Annotated in this window: 17 protein-coding genes; 10 read left to right on the forward strand and 7 right to left on the reverse strand. The window is 60.9% G+C overall.

From position 1 onward, the window contains the following. Nucleotides 1–68: 68 nt before the first annotated feature. A complete protein-coding gene (locus tag ACM6IO_RS08130) occupies nucleotides 69–1,214 on the forward strand; it encodes an MFS transporter (RefSeq protein ID WP_414911268.1) in 1,146 nt (381 codons plus the stop codon). A gap of 136 nt (nucleotides 1,215–1,350) precedes the next feature. Here ACM6IO_RS08130 and ACM6IO_RS08135 read toward each other — a convergent pair whose 3' ends face one another. Further along, nucleotides 1,351–2,919 carry a phospholipase D family protein gene (locus ACM6IO_RS08135; RefSeq protein WP_414911269.1) on the reverse strand — a complete coding sequence of 523 codons (1,569 nt, stop codon included), beginning with the start codon at nucleotides 2,917–2,919 and terminating at the stop codon, nucleotides 1,351–1,353. A 60-nt stretch (nucleotides 2,920–2,979) separates the two neighbouring features. Beyond that, nucleotides 2,980–4,413 (reverse strand): PLP-dependent aminotransferase family protein, encoded by a 1,434-nt coding sequence (locus ACM6IO_RS08140; protein ID WP_192228205.1) that lies wholly within the window; start codon nucleotides 4,411–4,413, stop codon nucleotides 2,980–2,982. A gap of 179 nt (nucleotides 4,414–4,592) precedes the next feature. Here ACM6IO_RS08140 and ACM6IO_RS08145 point away from each other — a divergent pair, with 179 nt between their 5' ends. Beyond that, the gene (locus tag ACM6IO_RS08145) at nucleotides 4,593–4,838 is read left to right on the forward strand and encodes a DUF1127 domain-containing protein (protein ID WP_414911270.1); all 246 of its coding nucleotides are present in this window, start codon (nucleotides 4,593–4,595) and stop codon (nucleotides 4,836–4,838) included. A 117-nt stretch (nucleotides 4,839–4,955) separates the two neighbouring features. Here ACM6IO_RS08145 and ACM6IO_RS08150 read toward each other — a convergent pair whose 3' ends face one another. Next, a complete protein-coding gene (locus ACM6IO_RS08150) occupies nucleotides 4,956–6,248 on the reverse strand; it encodes an NAD(P)/FAD-dependent oxidoreductase (protein ID WP_414911271.1) in 1,293 nt (430 codons plus the stop codon). 147 nt (nucleotides 6,249–6,395) lie between these two features. Here ACM6IO_RS08150 and ACM6IO_RS08155 point away from each other — a divergent pair, with 147 nt between their 5' ends. Further along, nucleotides 6,396–6,749 carry a YkgJ family cysteine cluster protein gene (locus ACM6IO_RS08155; RefSeq protein WP_007947437.1) on the forward strand — a complete coding sequence of 118 codons (354 nt, stop codon included), beginning with the start codon at nucleotides 6,396–6,398 and terminating at the stop codon, nucleotides 6,747–6,749. A gap of 139 nt (nucleotides 6,750–6,888) precedes the next feature. On the opposite strand, the gene ACM6IO_RS08160 is transcribed toward ACM6IO_RS08155, so the two are convergent. Then, nucleotides 6,889–7,377 carry an Lrp/AsnC ligand binding domain-containing protein gene (locus tag ACM6IO_RS08160; protein ID WP_003177284.1) on the reverse strand — a complete coding sequence of 163 codons (489 nt, stop codon included), beginning with the start codon at nucleotides 7,375–7,377 and terminating at the stop codon, nucleotides 6,889–6,891. Nucleotides 7,378–7,533: 156 nt separating this feature from the next. Between ACM6IO_RS08160 and dadA the strand changes: the two genes are divergently transcribed. The 6 genes from dadA to ACM6IO_RS08190 all read left to right on the forward strand — a co-directional run bounded on the left by dadA (nucleotide 7,534) and on the right by ACM6IO_RS08190 (nucleotide 13,786). After that, nucleotides 7,534–8,838 (forward strand): D-amino acid dehydrogenase, encoded by a 1,305-nt coding sequence (gene dadA, locus ACM6IO_RS08165; protein WP_008030556.1) that lies wholly within the window; start codon nucleotides 7,534–7,536, stop codon nucleotides 8,836–8,838. After that, nucleotides 8,810–9,163, forward strand: a complete 354-nt coding sequence (locus ACM6IO_RS08170; protein WP_008030554.1) for a RidA family protein — start codon at nucleotides 8,810–8,812, stop codon at nucleotides 9,161–9,163. Before dadA ends, ACM6IO_RS08170 begins: the two co-directional genes overlap by 29 nt. 97 nt (nucleotides 9,164–9,260) lie before the next feature. Then, complete coding sequence (gene alr / locus ACM6IO_RS08175) at nucleotides 9,261–10,337, forward strand: alanine racemase (RefSeq protein ID WP_414911272.1); 1,077 nt, start codon at nucleotides 9,261–9,263, stop codon at nucleotides 10,335–10,337. Between the two features lie 125 nt (nucleotides 10,338–10,462). Continuing rightward, the gene (locus ACM6IO_RS08180; RefSeq protein ID WP_007947433.1) at nucleotides 10,463–11,011 is read left to right on the forward strand and encodes a cupin domain-containing protein; all 549 of its coding nucleotides are present in this window, start codon (nucleotides 10,463–10,465) and stop codon (nucleotides 11,009–11,011) included. A gap of 182 nt (nucleotides 11,012–11,193) precedes the next feature. Continuing rightward, the gene (locus tag ACM6IO_RS08185) at nucleotides 11,194–11,607 is read left to right on the forward strand and encodes a c-type cytochrome (RefSeq protein ID WP_032828815.1); all 414 of its coding nucleotides are present in this window, start codon (nucleotides 11,194–11,196) and stop codon (nucleotides 11,605–11,607) included. 256 nt (nucleotides 11,608–11,863) lie between these two features. Next, nucleotides 11,864–13,786 carry an acetyl-CoA hydrolase/transferase C-terminal domain-containing protein gene (locus ACM6IO_RS08190; protein WP_414911273.1) on the forward strand — a complete coding sequence of 641 codons (1,923 nt, stop codon included), beginning with the start codon at nucleotides 11,864–11,866 and terminating at the stop codon, nucleotides 13,784–13,786. A 128-nt stretch (nucleotides 13,787–13,914) separates the two neighbouring features. On the opposite strand, the gene ACM6IO_RS08195 is transcribed toward ACM6IO_RS08190, so the two are convergent. Continuing rightward, entirely contained in the window at nucleotides 13,915–14,487 is a 573-nt protein-coding gene (locus ACM6IO_RS08195; protein WP_084317786.1) for a xanthine phosphoribosyltransferase, read from the reverse strand. A 69-nt stretch (nucleotides 14,488–14,556) separates the two neighbouring features. Then, nucleotides 14,557–16,566 (reverse strand): DNA helicase Rep, encoded by a 2,010-nt coding sequence (rep, locus tag ACM6IO_RS08200; protein ID WP_008030544.1) that lies wholly within the window; start codon nucleotides 16,564–16,566, stop codon nucleotides 14,557–14,559. A 263-nt stretch (nucleotides 16,567–16,829) separates the two neighbouring features. Between rep and ACM6IO_RS08205 the strand changes: the two genes are divergently transcribed. Beyond that, nucleotides 16,830–18,503 (forward strand): putative bifunctional diguanylate cyclase/phosphodiesterase, encoded by a 1,674-nt coding sequence (locus ACM6IO_RS08205; RefSeq protein WP_008037990.1) that lies wholly within the window; start codon nucleotides 16,830–16,832, stop codon nucleotides 18,501–18,503. A gap of 107 nt (nucleotides 18,504–18,610) precedes the next feature. Here ACM6IO_RS08205 and ACM6IO_RS08210 read toward each other — a convergent pair whose 3' ends face one another. Next, on the reverse strand, nucleotides 18,611–20,008 hold the full coding sequence (locus ACM6IO_RS08210; protein ID WP_192228209.1) for a NorM family multidrug efflux MATE transporter: 1,398 nt from the start codon (nucleotides 20,006–20,008) through the stop codon (nucleotides 18,611–18,613). Nucleotides 20,009–20,079: the final 71 nt, after the last annotated feature.

The following is a 20,079-nucleotide window of genomic DNA, read 5'->3' on the forward strand; positions in this document are numbered from 1 at the left end:
CTATCGCGAGCAGGCTCGCTCCCACAGTGTTTTGTGTTGTACATAAAATATCCACAGGAGCGTGGAACATGCGTTGGGCGACTTATTTCGCCGTGTTGGCGTCTGTCTTGAGTGTCGGCCTGGCCCTGGGTGTCAGCATGCCGCTGGTATCGTTTCGCCTGGAAGGCTGGGGTTACGGTTCGTTTGCCATCGGCGTGATGGCCGCGATGCCGGCGATTGGCGTGTTGCTGGGGGCGAAGATCTCCAGTCATCTGGCGGCGCGGCTCGGCACGGCCAATCTGATGCGCTTGTGCCTGTGGGCCGGGGCGGCGTCCATCGGTTTGCTCGCGCTGTTGCCGAGTTATCCGGTGTGGCTGGTGCTGCGGCTGATGATCGGGGTGATCCTGACCCTCGTCTTCATACTGGGTGAAAGCTGGATCAACCAGTTGGTGGTCGAGCAATGGCGCGGTCGGCTGGTGGCGCTGTATGGCAGCAGCTATGCGCTGAGTCGGCTGGCCGGGCCTGTGTTGTTGGGTGTTCTGGGGACTGAGCACGATTATGGATTCTGGGTCGGGGTCGGTTTGCTGACGGCGGCACCGTTCCTGTTGCTCGGCCGCAGCGGTGCGCCGACCAGCGAAGCCTGCAGCGTGACCTTCAGCGACTTGTGGGGCTTTTGCCGGGGCCTGCCGGCGATTGCCTGGGGCGTGGCGCTGTTCGCGGCGTTCGAGGCGATGATCCTGACCTTGCTGCCGGTCTATTGCCTGCGCCAGGGCTTTACCACGGAAATCGCGTTGGCGATGGTCAGCACTGTGGTGGTGGGTGATGCCTTGCTGCAATTGCCGATTGGCGCACTGGCAGATCGCTTGTCGCGACGCACGTTGTTCACCGGTTGTGCTGTGGTGCTGATGCTTTCGAGCCTGGCGATTCCATTGCTCATCGACACGTTGCTGATCTGGCCATTGTGGGTTCTGTTCGGCGCCAGTGCCGGGGGTTTGTTCACCTTGTCGCTGATCCTGATTGGCGAGCGTTATCGCGACGATGCGCTGGTACGGGCCAATGCGCATATTGCGCAGTTGTGGGGCATTGGTTGCCTGGTCGGACCATTGGCGGCAGGCGCCGGTAGTCAGTGGATCAGCGGTCATGCGTTGCCGCTGTTGATGGCGGCGGGTGCGTTTGGGCTGGTGATTTTGCTGTCGCGCCAAGGTGCGTTCGGCACGGTTGCAGAGCCTGCCTGACACCGAAGTGGCAGGATAGCCACATCCCCTGTGGGAGCGGGCTTGCTCGCGAAAGCGGTGGGTCAGTCGGCATCATCGTTGGATGGTCCGCCGCTTTCGCGAGCAAGCCCGCTCCCACAGGGATGTTTATTGTCTGTTAGAGCATCTTCTCCAGTCCCACGGCGGTGCTCATCCACCCATTGAAATGGCGCCACCAGCTTCCCGGTTCATCGGTCAGTGTGTGCATTTTGCCGTCGTCTTCGGTCACCCAGACGATCCGATTGTTTTCCAGTTTCACCTCATAACTCAGAGGCGGCGCCATCCCTTCCAGTGCCGCCTTGCGCACATAGACAGCGAGTTCGGGGCTGTCTACCAGCACGCCGACCTCGGTGTTCCACAGCAGCGAGCGCGGGTCGAAGTTGAACGAGCCGATGAAGGATTTCTGCTGGTCGAAGATCATCGCTTTGCTGTGCAGACTCGAATCGGAACCCCGGTATGGCTTGCTGTAGAAAATATGCGGCCCGCTGCCGCCGCCTTCGCCGGGCTGGCGACGCAATTCGTACAACTTCACGCCATGTTCCAGCAGCGCCCGGCGATAGGGCGCGTAACCGCCGTGCACCGCCGGTACGTCGGTGGCTTCCAGCGAGTTGGTCAGCAGGCTGACAGAGACCCCGGCATCGGCGCGGCCGGTCAGGTAAACCAGCCCTGGCTGACCGGGTACGAAGTAAGCCGAGATCATGATCAGCTCTTTGCTGACCCCGTTAAGCTCTGGCGCCAGTTGCGTGGTCAGCAGCAATTGAGGATCGGGCTCGCCGTCTGACAAAACCTTGCTCGGTGCGTCCCACAGCGCCTGGTTCCAGGCCCAGATCAGCTCCCGGCGCCAAGTGTCCATGCGCGGGTTTGTGGTGTAAGTCATCAGCCGCTGATACAACGCGTGATTCTGTTTGCGCGACTCTTCCAGTGATTCCTCCAGGCGCGTGCGGGTGTTTTGCAGGTCCTTTTGCGTCGGTCGGCTCGACAGGAATTCATCGATCGGCTTGCTCAGCGCACTGTTCCAATACTGGTCGAAGCTGTGGCCCAACTGCTCGGCGACCGGGCCGACGCCGAGCATGTCGATGTCGGTGAAGTTCAGGTTGGGCTCGGCATCGAAATACTCGTCCCCCAGGTTACGGCCGCCGACGATGGCGGCGCTGTTGTCCGCCAGCCACAGCTTGTTGTGCATGCGCCGGTGTTGCAGCGACAGGTTGAACAGCCGGCCCATGGTCCGCGTCACGCCGGTGCTGCGGCCCAGGTGCAGCGGGTTGAACAGGCGGATCTGGATCTGCGGGTGCGCCGCCAGCGTGGCGATGATCCAGTCGAGGCCATCGCTGGTGGTGTCGTCGAGCAGGATTCTCACGCGTACGCCACGGTCGGCGGCCTTGAGCAGTTCGTCCACCAGCATCCGTGTGCTGATGCCGTCATGGACGATGTAGTACTGCAAGTCGAGGCTGCTTTGGGCGTTGCGGATCAGCTCGGCACGGGCCATGAACGCTTCGCCGCTATTGGACAGCAGACGAAAGCCGGACTTGCCCTCGTGGGGCGCGGCCTGGGCCTGGATTGATCGACCGAATGCCGAGTCGCTGGCGGGCAGCGCCTGGCTCGGTTCGCGTTGAACATCGAGACTGGCGCAACCGCCCAGGAGCGAGGCGAGTAGCAGCAGAGCGAGTAGGGGCTGTCTGACTCTCACGTGGGATCGGTCCGATTGGCGGCAGGTGTCGACATATGGACGCTGGATCTCGGCTAAAGGTCAGTCAGTGAAGTTCTCATTTTCCGCCAGCAGTTTGATTGCCGCCGCGCCGACCTTGCGCACCGCGTCTTCAATCTGTGGTGTTGGCTTGGCAGCGTAGTTCATCCGCAGGCAATTGCGGTATTTGCCCGAGGGCGAAAAGATGCTGCCGACGGCAATCTGTACGCCTTGGTCATGCAGGGCGCGGTTCAGTTTCAGGGTGTCGAAGCCATCGGGCAGTTCGACCCAGAGCATGAAGCTGCCTTGCGGCCGGCTGGCGCGGGTGCCAGCGGGAAAATAGCGGCTGACCCAATCGATCATGATGTCGCGATTGCGCTGGTATTGTGTGCGCACCCGCCGCAAATGAGGCTCGAAGTGACCGGCCTTGAGGAATTCGGCGATGGCAATCTGCGGTTGCGGCGCTGTGCTGCCGGTGCTGATGTATTTCATGTGCAGCACCCGCTCCAGATAGCGGCCCGGTGCAACCCAGCCGATGCGCAGGCCGGGTGCCAGCGTTTTGGAGAAAGAACTGCAGAGCAGGACGCGGCCGTCTTCGTCGAAGGATTTGATCGTGCGCGGTCGCGGGTAGTTGTAGGCCAGTTCGCCATACACATCGTCTTCGATAATCGCCACGTCGAAGCGCTGTGCGAGCGTCAACAACGCGCGTTTGCGCGATTCCGGCATGATGTAGCCCAGTGGGTTGTTGCAGTTGGGGGTCAACTGTATGGCCTTGATCGGCCATTGCTCCAGGGCCAGTTCCAGCGCATCGAGGCTGATCCCGGTCAGCGGGTCGGTGGGGATTTCCAGGGCTTTCATGTTCAAGCCCTTGAGCGTCTGCATGGCGCCATGAAAGCTCGGCGAATCCACCGCGACGATGTCGCCCGGCTCACAGATGGAGCGAATGCTGGTGGACAGCGCTTCGTGGCAGCCGGTGGTGATCACCAGGTCGTTGGCCGTCAGTTGGCAGCCGGAGTCGAGCATCAGGCGGGCGATTTGCTCACGCAGTTCGAGGGTGCCGTGGATGTTGTCGTAATACAGGCCGGGCATGTCCTGCCGTCGGCTGATGCGCGCGAGGTTGCGCAGCAACGGTTTCATGGTTGGCGTGGTGATGTCCGGCATGCCGCGACCCAATTGCACCACGTCTTTGCGTGGCACCGCACGGATCAGTTCCAGCACCTGGTCCCACTGCGAGATATCCACAGGACGTTGCGCCGGACGGCCAATCGCCGGCAGTTCCGGCAGGTCGCGGCTGGCCGGGACGAAATAGCCGGACTTGGGTTTCGGCATCGCCAGGCCGCTGTCTTCCAGCACTCGATAGGCCTGCTGCACCGTGCTCAGGCTGACCCCGTGTTCGACGCTCAATGCCCGCACCGACGGCAGCCGGTCGCCGGGGCGATAGAAGCCCTGTTCGATCCGCGTGCCGAGCAATTCGGCGAGGTTGACGTAAAGGGTCATGGCGCAGTCTCGGTGTGAGTGATTCGGTTAACCAGTACAGATCAGGCAAAAAATTGTAATTCAGAGGCTAAAACGCCAAATCTGTATGGAATTAATACAGGCTGGTTGAATCTGTAATGCTTTTCGCCGTCCGCGCATCATGAAAGCTCTGGCTACCCAAGTAAACAGGAGCAATCAAAATGAACGGCTTGAGCGATGTGCGGCTGACGTTACGCAGTCAGGAACTGGCGGCAGGGCAAATCAACGGTACGCGCGAGGCGTTGATGCGCAACGCACCGTCAGGCCTGAGTCGCTGGGGTCTGTTCTGGCATCGTCTGCACACGCGCAAGGCGTTGCTGGAGCTGACGCCGGAGCAATTGCGGGATGTCGGGTTGAGCCGGGAGCAGGCGCGGGAGGAGGGGCTTAAGCCATTTTGGCGGGTTTGAAATGTGTGGCGTTCTCCCGGACGCCTTCGCGGGCAAGCCTCGCTCCTACAGGATGTGCGTTCAACTGTAGGAGCGAGGCTTGCCCGCGAAGGCGTCATCACTGACGCCACAAATCCCTCAGACCAACTCTTTAAGCCGATGCCACAACATCCCCAACGCCAACAACGGCGAACGCAAATGCTTCCCGCCGGGGAAGGTAATGTGCGGCACCTTGGCAAACAGATCGAACCCGCCACCCTGCTGCCCGTTAATCGCTTCGGCCAGCAACTTGCCCGCCAGGTGCGTGGCATTCACGCCGTGACCTGAGTAGGCCTGGGCGTAATACACGTTCGGCTGGTCCTTGAGTCGACCGATCTGCGGTAATCGGTTTGCGCCAATGCCGATCATCCCGCCCCACTGATAATCAATCCTCGCGCCAGCCAGTTGCGGGAACACCTCAAGCATCTTCGGTCGCATGTACGCAGCGATGTCCTTGGGGTCGCGACCTGAATAGTGGCACGCACCGCCAAACAGCAAGCGACGATCCGCCGAGAGCCGGTAGTAATCCAGCGCCACCCGCTGATCACATACGGCCATGTTCTGCGGCAGCAGTTCATGTGCCTGTTCTTCGCTCAAGGGTTCGGTGGCGATGATGTAGCTGCCGGCGGGCAACACCTTGCCGCTGAGTTCGGGGTTGAGTTGGTTGAGGTAGGCGTTGCAGCCCAGCACCAGGGTTTTTGCGCGAACCGATCCTTGAGCCGTATGGACCTTCACCTCCGGGCCGTAATCAATGCGGGTCACTGCCGATTGCTCAAACAGTCTGGCGCCCAATTGCTGCGCGGCGGCGGCTTCGCCCAATGCCAGATTCAGTGGGTGCAAATGGCCCGAACCCATGTCGATCAGGCCGCCGACGTAGCGATTGGAACCCACCACGCTGTGCATCTCATGCGCTTGCAGCAATCGGGTTTCGTAGCGGTAACCAAGGCTGCGCAGTTCCTCGGCGTCTTCGGCGAAGCCTTCGAGGTCGCGGGGTTTGTTGGCGAGATCGCAGTAACCCCAGGTCAGGTCGCAAGGGATCTGAAAACGCTCGATGCGCTGTCGGACGATTTCCACGGCTTCCAGGCCCATGAGTTTCATCTGACGCACGCCGTCCGTGCCGATCACGTTGGCGAACTGATCGAGCCCATGACCGACGCCACGAATCAGTTGCCCGCCATTACGGCCGCTGGCGCCCCAGCCAATCTTGTGCGCTTCGAGCAGCACCACGCTGAGGCCGCGTTCCGCCAGCTCAAGCGCGGTGTTCAGCCCGGAAAACCCGCCGCCGACCACGCACACATCGGCTACCAGCTCGCCTTTCAACACCGGATGATCGGGCTGCGACAGGCTGCTGGCGGCGTAATAAGAGGCGGTGTGCTGAGCACGGGCATTCATGCGCATCATCCTGGTTTTTGTGTTTAGTAAATTTGACGGAGCATAAGCCGGACCTTCCGGCGCGGGCAACACTGGTCGGTTGTGGCTGTCTGGATCGGCGCGTTTGCGTCAGAATCGCGCTCCAGTCCGCTTTGGGTCACCGTTTCGATGAGCTGCAACAGTCAGAAAATCCGCACGTTGCGACAGCAGATTCCCTCCTTCGAGTGCGTGCCCGGCTGCCATGACTGCTGCGGGCCGGTGACCACCTCGCCGGAAGAAATGTCCCGCCTGCCGCGCAAGACCCGCGCCGAGCAGGATGCGGCGATGGATGAGCTCAACTGTGTGCACTTGGGGCCCAACGGCTGCACGGTGTATGACGAGCGACCGTTGATTTGCCGGTTGTTCGGCACCACCAAGACCTTGCCGTGCCCGAATGGGCGGGGGCCGGTGGAGTTGATTCATCCGCGGGTGGAGAAGCAGATTCATGAGTACATGGCTTCTACCCGGCAGGTACTCGTCTAGCCAGTTAAACCGAGTTGCGGCCTTCGCGAGCAAGCCCGCTCCCACACTGGATCTTCAGTGAACACAAATTCTGTATAGGCGCCGATCCAATGTGGGAGCGGGCTTGCTCGCGAAGAGGCCCTCAGCGGCGATAAACATCTCAATCCGGAATCGGCAGACTCAGACTCTCCTTCACCTCTTCCATCACGATATAACTCTTCGATTCGCGCACATGCGGCAGCTTGAGCAGGATGTCGCCCAGCAGCTTGCGATAAGAAGCCATCTCCGAGATCCGCGCCTTCACCAGGTAGTCGAAATCCCCTGACACCAAATGGCATTCCAGCACATGGGGCAGTTTCAGCACTGCGCGTCGGAACTCTTCGAAAGTATCGCCGGATTTGTAGTCGAGGCTGATCTCGACGAACACCAGCAGACTACCCTTGAGGTGCTGCGGGTTCAGCCGGGCGTTGTAGCCCATGATGATCCCTTCGCGCTCCAGGCGCCGGACCCGCTCGGTGCAGGGCGTGGTCGAGAGCCCGACCTTTTCCCCAAGCTCCGTGAAGGAGATACGCCCGTCCGCTTGCAGGATCCGCAGGATGTTGCGGTCGATCTTGTCCAGCTCACGTTTGGTCTGAGTGTTGGTACGCATAGGGGATGCGCCTCCGTGAAAAGCGTTTTTGCCGAGAATTGTCGCCAAATATAGGTGCTTATATAGTGAAATGCACTGGCTAATCTTTTTTAAACTGCCCACATCTACGGTCTGTTCTACAAACGTCAGCGGCACGCCGCGATGAGGGATATGAAAATGCGCGTTATGGTCTTGGGTAGCGGCGTCATCGGTACCACCAGTGCTTATTATCTGGCGCGTGCCGGGTTCGAAGTGGTGGTGGTGGACCGTCAGCCGGCTGCGGCCATGGAGACCAGTTTCGCCAACGCCGGGCAGGTTTCGCCGGGTTATGCCTCGCCGTGGGCCGCGCCGGGTGTGCCGCTCAAGGCCATCAAGTGGCTGTTGCAGCGCCACGCACCGCTGGCGATCAAGGCCACTGCCGACATCGACCAATACCTGTGGATGGCGCAGATGCTGCGCAACTGTACCGCCAGCCGTTATGCGGTGAACAAGGAGCGCATGGTCCGTCTGTCCGAGTACAGCCGTGACTGCCTCGACGAACTGCGCGCCGAAACCGGCATTGCCTACGAAGGCCGCAGCCTCGGTACTACTCAATTGTTCCGCACCCAGGCTCAACTCGACGGCGCCGCGAAAGACATCGCCGTACTGAAAGAGTCCGGCGTGCCGTTCGAACTGCTCGACCGTGCCGGCATTGCTCGCGTTGAACCGGCGCTGGCCAGCGTGACCGACATCCTCGCCGGTGCCCTGCGCCTGCCGAACGACCAGACCGGCGATTGCCAGATGTTCACCAGTCGCCTGGCCGAAATGGCTGTGAAACTGGGTGTGGAATTCCGCTTCGGCCAAGACATTCAGAAGCTCGACTACGCCGGTGATCGCATCAACGGTGTGTGGATCGACGGCAAGCTGGAAACCGCTGACCGCTACGTATTGGCACTCGGCAGCTACTCGCCGCAGTTGCTCAAGCCGCTGGGCATCAAGGCGCCGGTTTACCCGCTCAAGGGTTACTCCCTGACCGTGCCGATCACCAACCCGGCGATGGCCCCGACGTCGACCATTCTCGACGAGACCTACAAGGTCGCGATCACCCGTTTCGACAACCGCATCCGCGTCGGCGGCATGGCTGAAATCGCCGGTTTTGACCTGTCGCTGAACCCGCGTCGGCGCGAAACCCTGGAGATGATCGTCAACGACCTTTATCCTCAGGGCGGCGATCTGGCCCAGGCAAGTTTCTGGACCGGTCTGCGTCCGACCACGCCGGACGGCACGCCGATTGTGGGTGCAACGCCGTTCAGCAACCTGTTCCTGAACACCGGTCACGGCACCCTCGGCTGGACCATGGCGTGCGGCTCCGGTCGCTTGCTGGCCGACCTGATGGCGAAGAAAACGCCGCAGATCAGTGCAGAAGGCCTCGATATTTCCCGTTATGGCAGCAAAGTCCAGGAGCCCGCAAAACATGGCAATCCAGCGCCAGCTCACCAATGAGCGCATGAGTCAGATCGTCGCTCACAACGGTACGGTGTATTTGGCAGGGCAGGTCGGCGACGACATGAACGCCGGGATTGAACAGCAGACTCGCGAAACCCTCGCCAATATCGAGCGTTTGCTGGATATGGCGGGTACCGACAAGCACCATTTGCTGTCGGTGACGATTTACCTGAAAGACATCGACGCGCACTTCGAAGGCATGAACGCGGTGTGGGACAAGTGGCTGCCAAAAGGCGTCGCTCCGGCCCGTGCAACGGTTGAGTCGAAGCTGTGCGAACCGGAAATCCTGATCGAGCTGTCGGTGGTAGCCGCTCTGCCGTAAGCCTGTCAGAAAGATCCCTCTCCCGGTGCTGTTGGCGGTTCACGCTGTCAGCCAGCGCCGGTTTTTATTCCCATGACCGCCTAGAAGCCCTGCCGCCATGCGTCCAGCCCGTGCCCTGATCGACCTCCAAGCCCTGCGCCACAACTACCAACTCGCCCGTGAGCTTGCGCCGGGGGCCAAGGCCCTCGCGGTGATCAAGGCCGATGCCTACGGCCATGGCGCGGTGCGTTGCGCCCAGGCGCTGGAAGCCGAGGCGGACGGGTTTGCCGTGGCGTGCATCGAAGAAGCGCTGGAACTGCGCGCTGCCGGCATTCGCGCGCCGGTGTTGTTGCTGGAAGGTTTTTTCGAAGCCGACGAGCTGTCGCTGATCGTCGAGCATGATTTCTGGTGCGTGGTGCATTCGCTGTGGCAGCTTGAAGCCATCGAAAAAGCCGCGCTCAGCAAGCCGATCACGGTCTGGCTCAAACTCGATTCGGGCATGCACCGGGTCGGTCTGCAACCAAAGGATTACCAGGCGGGCTATCAACGGCTGCTGGCCAGCGGCAATGTCGCGAAAGTGGTGTTGATGAGCCACTTCGCTCGCGCCGATGAGCTGCACAGTCAAGCCAGTGCCGAGCAAGTGGCCGTGTTTGAAGCGGCCCGTCAGGGTTTGTCCGCCGAGGTCAGCCTGCGCAACTCGCCGGCAGTGCTCGGTTGGCCGCAGATCCCGAGTGACTGGGTGCGTCCGGGCATCATGCTCTACGGCGCCACGCCTTTCGAAGAAGCCAATGCCGTGGCCTCGCGCCTGCAACCGGTGATGACCCTGGAATCGAAAGTGATTTGCGTGCAAGAGCTGCCGGCCGGCGAGCCGATCGGTTACGGCGCCAAGTTCATCACCCAGAAGCCGATGCGCGTTGGCGTGGTGGCGATGGGTTATGCCGATGGCTATCCGCGTCACGCACCGACCGGTACGCCGGTGATGGTCGCCGGGCAGCTCAGCCAGTTGATCGGCCGGGTGTCGATGGACATGCTGTGCATCGATCTGACCGATGTACCGCAAGCCGGGCTGGGTTCGACCGTCGAGTTGTGGGGCAAAAACGTGCTCGCCAGCACCGTGGCGGAAGCCGCGGACACGATTCCCTATCAGATCTTCTGCAACCTGCGCCGGGTTCCGCTGCTCTATTCCGGGGCTTGACCCGAACCTCGCGGACCGGAAGTCGCTTCGCCGAACAGGATTCAGGCCAAAGTGTTGTAAATACTGAACGCTGTCGCCATGATAACGCTCAATATTCCTACAACCTGAATCCTGGAGGCGCAAGCTTGGACGTCGGTGAACGACTGCAATCCATCCGTAAGCTCAAAGGTCTTTCGCAGCGTGAACTCGCCAAACGCGCGGGCGTCACCAACAGCACCATTTCGATGATCGAGAAGAACAGCGTCAGCCCCTCGATCAGTTCGCTGCGCAAGGTTCTGGGCGGGATTCCCATGTCGATGGTCGAGTTCTTTTCCGAAGAGATCCTGCAGGAAAAACCGACTCAGATCGTCTACAAGGCTAACGAGCTGATCGATATTTCCGATGGCGCAGTGACCATGAAACTGGTCGGCCGGGCTCACCCGAGCCGCGCCATTGCGTTCCTCAATGAAATCTACCCGCCAGGCGCCGACACCGGTGACGAGATGCTCACCCATGAGGGCGAGGAAACCGGGATTCTGGTGGAAGGGCGTCTGGAACTGGTGGTCGGGCTGGAAACTTTTGTGCTCGAAGCCGGTGATAGCTACTACTTTGAAAGTACCAAGCCGCACCGTTTCCGTAATCCGTTCGACGCGCCGGCGCGACTAATCAGCGCAGCCACGCCAGCGAATTTCTAAGAGAAGAGGCGTCCTGCCAGCACGGCAGCGGCACCCAAAGGGTTTTTCCGCGGCGCAACAAGACCCCTTCGACTTTGGGGTTGTTTCAGTGCGGCGGGCTTACCGCTATACTTGCGCCCGCCTGCGAACCGTGGCCGTAGGCGTGACTAGCCACCATTGAGGGTGAACGCGTGAACCTAATTATGAAAATGCTGGCTGCACCAGCAACCGTATTGGCCCTTTGGGCTGTCAGCGCTCAAGCTGCGACGAATGACGATATTGCAAAACGCCTTGATCCAGTTGGCCAAGTTTGTGTTCAGGGTCAAGAGTGCAAGGGGATGGAAGTCGCTGCTGCTTCTGGCGGCGGTGGCGGTGCCAAGGCACCTAAAGACGTGATTGCAAAACATTGCAATGCTTGCCACGGCACCGGCCTGTTGGGCGCGCCGAAAATCGGCGACAAGGCTGCCTGGAAAGAACGCGCCGATCACCAGGGCGGTCTCGACGGCATCCTGGCCAAAGCCATTACCGGTATCAATGCGATGCCGCCTAAAGGCACCTGCGCCGACTGCTCCGACGACGAGCTGAAAGGCGCCATCAAAGAGATGTCCGGCCTGTAACTCGCCCGCATCGTTAGCGAAAAAGCCGCCTCCGGGCGGCTTTTTTGTGCCTGTTGTTCACGGACCTGTAGGAGCCGGCTTGCTGGCGATCCAGACGCCGCGGTTAACCAGGTAAACCGTGTGATCGTTCATCGCCAGCAAGCCGGCTCCTACAGGTGGTGGGCATAAAGCGATTTACCGCCCGAGGCTGTTCATTGCAGCAAAGACCCGGCAAGCTCGGTCCAACCCCAATTCATGGAATGTAAGGGAGGATCAGATGGTGCAGCTGTGTTCTATCGAGCAAGCGGTCGATGAGGTGCTGGCGCGGTTGCCGGCGCATATCCACATGGGCCTGCCCCTCGGTCTGGGCAAACCCAACCACTTCGTCAACGCGCTGTATCAACGCGTTGCGCAATTGCCCGAGCGCAAGCTGACGATCTACACCGCGCTGTGCCTGGGCCGTCCTGCATTGGGCGACGGCTTGCAGAAGCGCTTCCTCGAACCCTTCATCGAACGGGTATTCGGCGATTATCCGGAGCTGGATTTCCTCGCGGGCCTGCGCAAGGACAACCTGCCGCCCAACATCCATATTCAACAGTTTTTCATGCAGCCCGGCAGCCTGCTTCATAGCGAATCCGCCCAGCAGGACTACGTGAGCAGCAACTACAGCCACGCCGCGCGGGACATCAACGCGGCCGGTTTGAACCTGGTTGCGCAACTGGTGGCCAGCCACTCCGAACACCCTGATCGCCTGAGCCTGAGCTGCAATCCGGACATCACCCTCGACCTGTTTCCGATGATCGCCAAGCGCAGGGCGGCGGGGGAGACGGTCCTGCTCGTGGGCCAGGTACACAACGACTTGCCGTACATGCCCGGTGATGCGGAAATCGGCATCGACACTTTCGACCTGCTGGTCGACGAGAAAGACAACACCACGCTGTTCTCGACGCCGAACATGCCGGTAGGTTTCCAGGACCATTTCATCGGCCTGCACGCCAGCGCGCTGGTCCGCGATGGCGGCACCTTGCAGATCGGCATCGGCGCCATGGGCGATGCGCTGACGGCGGCGTTGCTGGCGCGGCAGGCGGATAACGACGGATACAAGGCGTTGTTGGCCGACGTAAATCTCAGCCAGTGGGCGCAGTTGATCGGCCGCGAAGGCGGCGTCGAACCGTTTGCCAAAGGCCTTTACGGTTGCAGCGAAATGTTCGTCAACGGCCTGCTGGTCCTGGTCGACGCCGGCATCGTGCGGCGCAAGGTCTACCCCGATGTGCCCACCCAACAACAGGCGAATGCCGGCACGCTGGATGAAGCGGCGCAAACCGACGGCATCTCGGTGCACGGCGGGTTTTTCCTGGGGCCGCGCAGTTTCTACGAGCGTCTTCGAGAGCTGCCGCAAAGCAAGCGACTCGAATTCAACATGACCCGTATCAGCTACATCAACGAGCTGTACGGTCAGGAGGAACTCAAACGCTTGCAGCGCCTGGATGCGCGCTTCATCAACACCGTGTTCACCATGACATTGCTTGGCGCCGGCGTGGCCGATCAGCTTGAAGACGGGCGGGTGCTAAGCGGTGTTGGCGGGCAATACAACTTCGTCGCCCAGGGCCATGCGCTGGAAGGCGCGCGTTCGATTCTGCTGCTGCGAAGCTGGCGCGAGTCGGGCGGGGAGGTCAGTTCCAACATCGTCTGGGAGTACGGCCATTGCACGATCCCGCGGCATCTGCGGGACATCGTGGTCACTGAATACGGTATCGCGGATTTGCGTGGCAAGACCGATGCGGCAGTGATCGAGGCGTTGCTGAACATCAGCGATTCACGGTTCCAGCCCGGCTTGATCGAGCAGGCGCAGAGTGCCGGGAAACTGCCGAAGAGTTTTCGTCTTGATCCGCGTTTTGCCGACAACCGACCAGAACGTTTACAGGCGATTCAGGCGCGGCATCCGCAGTTGTTTCCGGAGTATCCGCTAGGGAGTGATTTCACCGCGCATGAGCGGGATTTGTTGCGGGCGCTGAACTGGTTGAAGAGCAAGTTCAAGCTGACGGAGATTCTGGAGTTGGGCAAGGCGGCACTGGATGCGCCCGAACCGGCAGCGTTTCCCGAGCATCTGGAGCGTATGCAACTGACCAACCCGGAAGGGTTGAAAGAGGACCTGTTTCAGCGGCTGCTGCTCACCGGCCTCAAAGCCACCGCGCAATAACAGCCAACCCAAAGCAACTGTGGGAGCCAGCCTGCTGGCGATGACGGTCTGTCAGGCATGAAGATTTTGACTGACACGACGCCATCGCCAGCAGGCTGGCTCCCACAGGGGAAATGCGGTGCTGCTGGTTATTCGATAAAGGTCACAACGCCATCGGCCAGCGACTTAACGCGAGCCAACGATTCAACGCGATAACCCTGCGCATCCAGTTCCGCACGTCCACCCTGGAACGACTTCTCGATCACGATGCCCAGACCGGCCACGGTCGCGCCGGCCTGTTTGATGATCGAGATCAGCGCTTGCGACGCCTTACCGTTGGCCAAAAAGTCATCGATGATCAGCACGCGGTCGCTGCTGGTCAGGTGGCGCGGGGAGATCGCCACGGTGCTTTCGGTCTGCTTGGTGAACGAGTAAACGGTCGCCGACAGCAGGTTTTCGGTCAGGGTCAGGGACTGATGCTTGCGCGCGAAAATCACCGGTACGCCCAGGTTCAGGCCGGTCATGATCGCCGGAGCGATGCCCGAGGCTTCGATGGTGACGATCTTGGTGATGCCCGAGTCCTTGAACAGCGCAGCGAACTCGTCGCCGATCAGTTTCATCAGCGCCGGGTCGATCTGGTGGTTCAAAAAGGCGTCGACCTTCAGGACCTGATCGGAAAGCACAATGCCTTGTTCGCGAATTTTCTGGTGCAGTGCTTCCATGAAGCGTTCCTCTACTGGCGCCATGTGCGCCTAGTTTGTCAAAAGGTGTCGGTTAAAAAGTGCTCAATTCTAGCGCTTTAACATCGCCCGTATATCGGCCAATGCGGTATTGCCGCGAACGGCTTTGACTTCTACCGGCGTGTCGTCGGTGCCTTCCCAGGCCAGGTCGTCCGGCGGCAGTTCATCGAGGAAGCGGCTGGGCGCGCAGTCGATGATCTCGCCGTATTGCTTGCGCTTGGCCGCGAAGGTGAAGGCCAGTGTCTGACGTGCGCGGGTAATGCCGACGTAGGCCAGGCGGCGTTCTTCTTCGATGGTGTCGGCTTCGATGCTGGAGCGGTGCGGAAGGATTTCCTCTTCCATGCCCATGATGAACACGTAGGGGAATTCCAGGCCCTTGGAGGCGTGCAAGGTCATCATCTGCACGCCTTCGGCGCCGTCTTCCTCTTCCTGCTGACGTTCCAGCATGTCGCGCAGGACGAGTTTGCCGATGGCGTCCTCGACGGTCATCTCGCCTTCTTCGTCTTTCTCCAGGGTGTTTTTCAACGCCTCGATCAGGAACCAGACGTTACCCATGCGGTAGTCGGCAGCCTTGTCGCTGGAGCTGTTGGTGCGCAGCCAGTTCTCGTAGTCGATGTCCATGACCATGCTGCGCAGCGCCGAGATCGGGTCTTCGCCGGCGCACTGCTCGCGGACCTTGTCCATGAAACGCTTGAAGCGCGACAGGCGATCGGTGAAACGCGCATCCAGATGCTCGCCCAGGCCGATTTCGTCGGTGGCGGCGTACATCGAGATTTTGCGTTCGGTGGCGTAGTTGCCGAGCTTCTCAAGCGTCGTCGAGCCGATCTCCCGGCGCGGGACGTTGATCACCCGCAGGAAGGCGTTGTCGTCGTCCGGGTTCACGATCAGGCGGAAGTAGGCCATCAGGTCCTTCACTTCCTGGCGTCCGAAAAAGCTGTTGCCGCCGGACAACCGATACGGAATCTGGTGGTGTTGCAGCTTCAGCTCGATCAGCTTGGCCTGGTAGTTACCGCGATACAGGATCGCGAAATCGCTGTAGGGCCGGTCAGTGCGCAAGTGCAGGGTCAGCAATTCCACGGCCACGCGCTCGGCTTCGGCGTCTTCGTTGCGGCAGCGGATCACGCGGATCTCGTCGCCGTGACCCATCTCGCTCCACAGCTGCTTTTCGAACTCGTGCGGGTTGTTCGAGATCAGCACGTTGGCGCAGCGCAGGATGCGGCTGGTGGAGCGATAGTTCTGCTCCAGCATCACCACTTTCAGGGACGGGTAGTCGTCCTTGAGCAGCATCAGGTTTTCCGGGCGGGCGCCGCGCCAGGCGTAGATCGACTGGTCGTCATCGCCCACCACGGTGAACTGGTTGCGCGTGCCGATCAGCAACTTCACCAGCAAATACTGGCTGGCGTTGGTGTCCTGGTATTCGTCCACCAGCAGGTAGCGGACTTTGTTCTGCCACTTTTCGAGGATGTCGGCGTGTTCCTGGAACAGTTTCACCGGCAGCAGGATCAGGTCGTCGAAGTCCACCGCGTTGAACGCCTTGAGCGTGCGCTGGTAGTGGGTGTAGACGATGGCGGCGGTCTGTTCCTTGGGGTTTCGCGAGTTTTCCAGGGCTTCGGCGGGCAGGATCAGGTCGTTTTTCCACGAGCCGATCATGTTCTTGATCTCGTCGACGCCGTCGTCGCCCGCGTATTCCTTCTGCATGATGTCGGTCATCAGGGCTTTGACGTCGGTCTCGTCGAAGATCGAGAAGCCCGGTTTGTAGCCCAGCCGCACGTGTTCCTTGCGGATGATGTTGAGGCCCAGGTTGTGGAAGGTGCACACCGTCAGGCCACGGCCTTCGCCGCCCTTGAGCAGGGTGCCGACCCGTTCCTTCATCTCGCGCGCGGCCTTGTTGGTAAAGGTCATGGCGACGATGTACTGGGCGCGGATGCCGCAGTTCTGGATCAAGTGCGCGATTTTGCGCGTGATCACGCTGGTCTTGCCGGAGCCTGCACCGGCGAGCACCAAAAGAGGGCCGCCGACGTAGCTCACGGCTTCTTGCTGCCGGGGATTGAGTCGGGACATAGGTAAATTCAGGAGTCAGTACGAAATGGGCCGGCATTTTAACAGGCTCAGCGAATTGTGCTGCTCTCTCCGACTTGTGACGCAATACGCTATCTATATTTGCCGGTTTTGTTACTTTCACGCAGGATGCGGGAGGAATTTGCGGCTAATGTTCGTAATTCCGGATACAAAAGCCTCGTTTGATAACTGATGTCATTGGTCATTAGTTATTGGCACGGCATAATGCCCGCCGCCTACATCATTGCAGAGTCTAGGGAGCTAGCTTGTCTACGCCTGTCGAACCCTTGCGTTTGCTGCTATTGGCCGAAGAGCCAGCGTGGGCAGCGTTGTTGCGCGAGTGTCTGGCTCCGATGGGGAGCTCGGCCGTGCTCATCAGCGCTCCGAGCTGGGAGTCGGTCAGCGCTCTGTTTGATGACAACCGCAGCGCGGTGTTGTTGACGATCCCGGCCCTTCAGCCGGCGCCCGGCCGTTGCAGTTTGCCAACGGTGTTGTTGCTCGAACAAGAGCCGCTGTTGCCGCCCGATGGCGTGAGCGACTGGCTGGTGCGCGATCATCTCGACCCCGGCATGTTGCGCCGTTGCCTGCGCCACGTGCGCGAGCGCGGCGTGCTGGAAAACACCCTGCAACGCCTGGCCGAGCAAGACCCGCTGACCGGCATTGCCAACCGCCAGGGTTTCCAGACCTTGCTGGCCGCGCGACTGGCGGAAAACGACGGCCGTGGCCTGGCCCTCGGGCACCTTGACCTCGACAACTTCCGCCACGCCAACGACGCCCTTGGCCACCAGGCCGGCGACCGCTTGATCCTGCAAGTGGTCGCGCGCCTGAAAAGCCAGCTCGAGGCCGGCGATCAACTGGCACGGCTGGGCAGCGATGAGTTCGCCCTGCTGATCGACACCCGCCGCGCGCCGCAACGCGCCGAATGGATGGCCGAACGCATCACCGAAGCACTGGCCGAACCTTATTGGGTCGACGGCGAAAGCCTGTTGATCGGTTCCAGCTTGGGCATCGCCCACGCTCGCGCCCAGGCCGGCGCCGATCCGTTGATGTGGCACGCGCACATCGCCATGCAGCAAGCCAAGAGCACTCAAGGCTGCACCTTTCACATCTTCAACGAACGCATCAACCGCAATGCCCGCAGCATGGCCGACCTCGAAAGCGAGCTGCGCCGGGCGTTGCGTCGCGATGAGCTGGAGCTGCATTACCAGCCACGCCTGAACCTTGAAGACGGGCAGATCGTCGGCCTCGAAGCCCTGGTGCGCTGGCGCCATGCCGAGCGTGGGTTGTTGCCGCCGAGCGAGTTCGTGCCACTGGCCGAGCAAAGCGGTTTGATCGTGCCGCTCGGTTACTGGGTGATTTCCCGCGCGTTGCGCGACATGCAGGCGTTGCGCGAGCTCGGTCTGCCGGCGCTGCACATGGCGATCAACCTGTCGTTCCGCCAGTTTCAGGACAGTCAGTTGCTGTCGACCCTGAGCCGGCTGATTGCCGAGCGTGGCGTCGAGGCGCAGTGGCTGGAATTCGAACTGACCGAAACGGCGGTCATGCGCCGCAGCGATCTGGTGAAACAGACCATGGATGCCCTCGGGCGCCTGGGCGTGCGCTTCTCGCTCGACGACTTCGGCACCGGGTTTTCGTCCTTCGTGCACCTCAACAGCCTGCCGATTGCCTTGTTGAAGGTCGACAAGAGCTTTGTCGGCGGAATGGAAGGGCGCGAAGAGAATCGCAAACTGGTGCACGCGATGATCAACCTGGCGCACAACCTCAATCTTGAAGTGGTCGCCGAGGGCGTGGAAACGCCGGAGCAGCTGGATTTGTTGCGCGGGTTTGGTTGCGATCAGGTGCAGGGTTATCTGATCAGCAAGCCGTTACCGTTGACGGAGCTGATTGAGTATCTGAGTTTTGGCAGCAGTCAGCAGCCGATGCTAGAGATCGTGAGCTGACACGAATCCCTGTAGGAGCGAGGCTTGCCCGCGAAGGCGTCGAGTCAGTCGACATTGTTGTTCCTGACACGACGCCTTCGCGGGCAAGCCTCGCTCCTACAAGGATCTCAGTCAGGCTGGGCGATCTGGAAACTTGCCCCTGATGTCGGCTCCCGCCGAATCATCCGCTTCATCTTCCACTCGAACGCCAGCGTCAGGCTCACCGCCGCGCACGCCAGGCCCAACGCCAGACCCCACCAGACACCCGTCGGCCCCCAGTGCAAATGGAACGCCATCCACCACGCGGCGGGCGCGCCGATCAGCCAATAGCAACCCAACCCGACCAGGAACGTGGTCTTGGCGTCCTTGAGCCCGCGAATGCAGCCCATGGCGATGGTTTGCGTGCCGTCGAACAGCTCGAACCAAGCAGCCACCGCCAACAGGCTCACCGCCAGTTCGATGACCGGGCGGAAGGCCGGGTCGTTGTGGTCCAGGAACAGGCCAATCAACTGATTCGGCAACAGCCAGAAGACCATCGCGAAACCGAGCATCGCCGCTGCGCCAAAGGCGATCCCGACCCGCCCGGCAAGCCGCGCGTCCAGCAACTGCCCGGCGCCGTAATGCTGGCCGATGCGCATGGTGATCGCATAGGAAAGCCCCGCCGGAATCATGAACGCCACCGAGACAATCTGCAGCGCGATCTGATGCGCGCCCAGTTGCGTACTGCCCATGGTGCCCATGCACAACGCGGCAAAGGCAAACAGCCCGACTTCCACTGCGTAGGTGCCGCCAATCGGCAGACCCAGGCGCCACAACTCCTTCAGGTACTGCCGGTTTGGCCGCGACAAGCCCTGGCGCAATGGATAGGCGTCGTACGCCGGATGCCGCCGAATATGCAGCGCCAACGCCACGGCCATCAGGTTGGCAACAATTGCCGTGACCAGACCGATACCCACCAGGCCCATTTTCGGCAGGCCGAACATCCCGGTGATCAACGCATAATTGAGCACGAAGTTGGCCACCGTGCCGCCGAGGCTGATGACCATCACCGGCGTCGCCCGGCCAATCGCGCTGGTGAAACCGCGCAGGGCCATGAAGCTCAGGTAACCGGGCAAGGCGAACGGCAAAATCAACAGGAACTGCCCGGCTGACTGGACATTGGTTTCGGTCTGGCCAAACATCAGCAACACCGGTTTGAGGTTCCACAGCAGCAACCCGGCGACCAAAGCCATCAACCACGCCAGCCACAACCCGGCCTGGGTCAGCCGCGCCGCGCCAACGATATCGCCCGCGCCCTGACGGATCGCCACCAACGTGCCGACCGCCGCAATCACGCCGATGCAAAAGATCGACACAAACGAATAGGTCGCCGCGCCGAGTCCGCCGCCGGCCAATGCCTCGGGGCTCAGGCGCGCCATCATCAAGGTGTCGGTGAGGACCATCAGCATGTGCGCCAACTGCGAGGCAATCAACGGCCCCGCCAGCCGCAGGATGGCCCAGAGTTCAATACGTGCTGGATGCTGCATGGTCATCACGCCCGATTATCAAAGAGAACAGGAAAGCGTCGATTCTCGGCGCTCTGCGGGGTTTGCACAAA

The sequence above is a fragment of the Pseudomonas sp. IT-P44 genome (assembly GCF_949768225.1).
In the GTDB taxonomy this organism is placed as follows: domain Bacteria; phylum Pseudomonadota; class Gammaproteobacteria; order Pseudomonadales; family Pseudomonadaceae; genus Aquipseudomonas; species Aquipseudomonas migulae.

Excerpts from the sequence above, each read along its gene's own strand:
- ACM6IO_RS08130 (WP_414911268.1), top strand. The coding sequence starts at position 69 with ATGCGTTGGGCGACTTATTTCGCCGTGTTGGCGTCTGTCTTGAGTGTC.
- ACM6IO_RS08140 (WP_192228205.1), bottom strand. The coding sequence starts at position 4,413 with ATGACCCTTTACGTCAACCTCGCCGAATTGCTCGGCACGCGGATCGAA.
- ACM6IO_RS08145 (WP_414911270.1), top strand. The coding sequence starts at position 4,593 with ATGAACGGCTTGAGCGATGTGCGGCTGACGTTACGCAGTCAGGAACTG.
- ACM6IO_RS08150 (WP_414911271.1), bottom strand. The coding sequence starts at position 6,248 with ATGAATGCCCGTGCTCAGCACACCGCCTCTTATTACGCCGCCAGCAGC.
- ACM6IO_RS08155 (WP_007947437.1), top strand. The coding sequence starts at position 6,396 with ATGAGCTGCAACAGTCAGAAAATCCGCACGTTGCGACAGCAGATTCCC.
- ACM6IO_RS08160 (WP_003177284.1), bottom strand. The coding sequence starts at position 7,377 with ATGCGTACCAACACTCAGACCAAACGTGAGCTGGACAAGATCGACCGC.
- dadA (WP_008030556.1), top strand. The coding sequence starts at position 7,534 with ATGCGCGTTATGGTCTTGGGTAGCGGCGTCATCGGTACCACCAGTGCT.
- ACM6IO_RS08170 (WP_008030554.1), top strand. The coding sequence starts at position 8,810 with ATGGCAATCCAGCGCCAGCTCACCAATGAGCGCATGAGTCAGATCGTC.
- alr (WP_414911272.1), top strand. The coding sequence starts at position 9,261 with ATGCGTCCAGCCCGTGCCCTGATCGACCTCCAAGCCCTGCGCCACAAC.
- ACM6IO_RS08185 (WP_032828815.1), top strand. The coding sequence starts at position 11,194 with ATGAAAATGCTGGCTGCACCAGCAACCGTATTGGCCCTTTGGGCTGTC.
- ACM6IO_RS08190 (WP_414911273.1), top strand. The coding sequence starts at position 11,864 with ATGGTGCAGCTGTGTTCTATCGAGCAAGCGGTCGATGAGGTGCTGGCG.
- ACM6IO_RS08195 (WP_084317786.1), bottom strand. The coding sequence starts at position 14,487 with ATGGAAGCACTGCACCAGAAAATTCGCGAACAAGGCATTGTGCTTTCC.
- rep (WP_008030544.1), bottom strand. The coding sequence starts at position 16,566 with ATGTCCCGACTCAATCCCCGGCAGCAAGAAGCCGTGAGCTACGTCGGC.
- ACM6IO_RS08210 (WP_192228209.1), bottom strand. The coding sequence starts at position 20,008 with ATGCAGCATCCAGCACGTATTGAACTCTGGGCCATCCTGCGGCTGGCG.